The sequence below is a fragment of the Psychrobacter sp. TB55-MNA-CIBAN-0194 genome, assembly GCF_040309505.1.
GTDB lineage: Bacteria > Pseudomonadota > Gammaproteobacteria > Pseudomonadales > Moraxellaceae > Psychrobacter > Psychrobacter fozii.
Genome location: NZ_JBEOOW010000890.1, coordinates 1 through 229 on the forward strand (window position 1 = coordinate 1; position 229 = coordinate 229).

General features: G+C 50.2%; 1 pseudogene. It reads right to left on the bottom strand.

Features of this window, described 5'->3' with window-relative positions:
- Nucleotides 1-229 (bottom strand): annotated as a pseudogene (locus AAEY75_RS17495) (bifunctional 5,10-methylene-tetrahydrofolate dehydrogenase/5,10-methylene-tetrahydrofolate cyclohydrolase); the annotation flags it as partial.

The following is a 229-nucleotide window of genomic DNA, read 5'->3' on the forward strand; positions in this document are numbered from 1 at the left end:
ATTGGTTTACCCAAGATGGCACTACGACCTACTACCACGGCCTCCAAACCAGCCAGCTCAACATTATGATGCTCTAGTAAATGCATGATACCTTGCGGGGTACATGAGCCATAAGCGGACTGCTGCATTGCCATACGACCAAAGCCAAGACAGGTCACACCATCGACGTCTTTTGCCAAGTCAATCTGCTCGAAGCAAGCTCGCTCATCGATATGAGCCGGTACTGGAT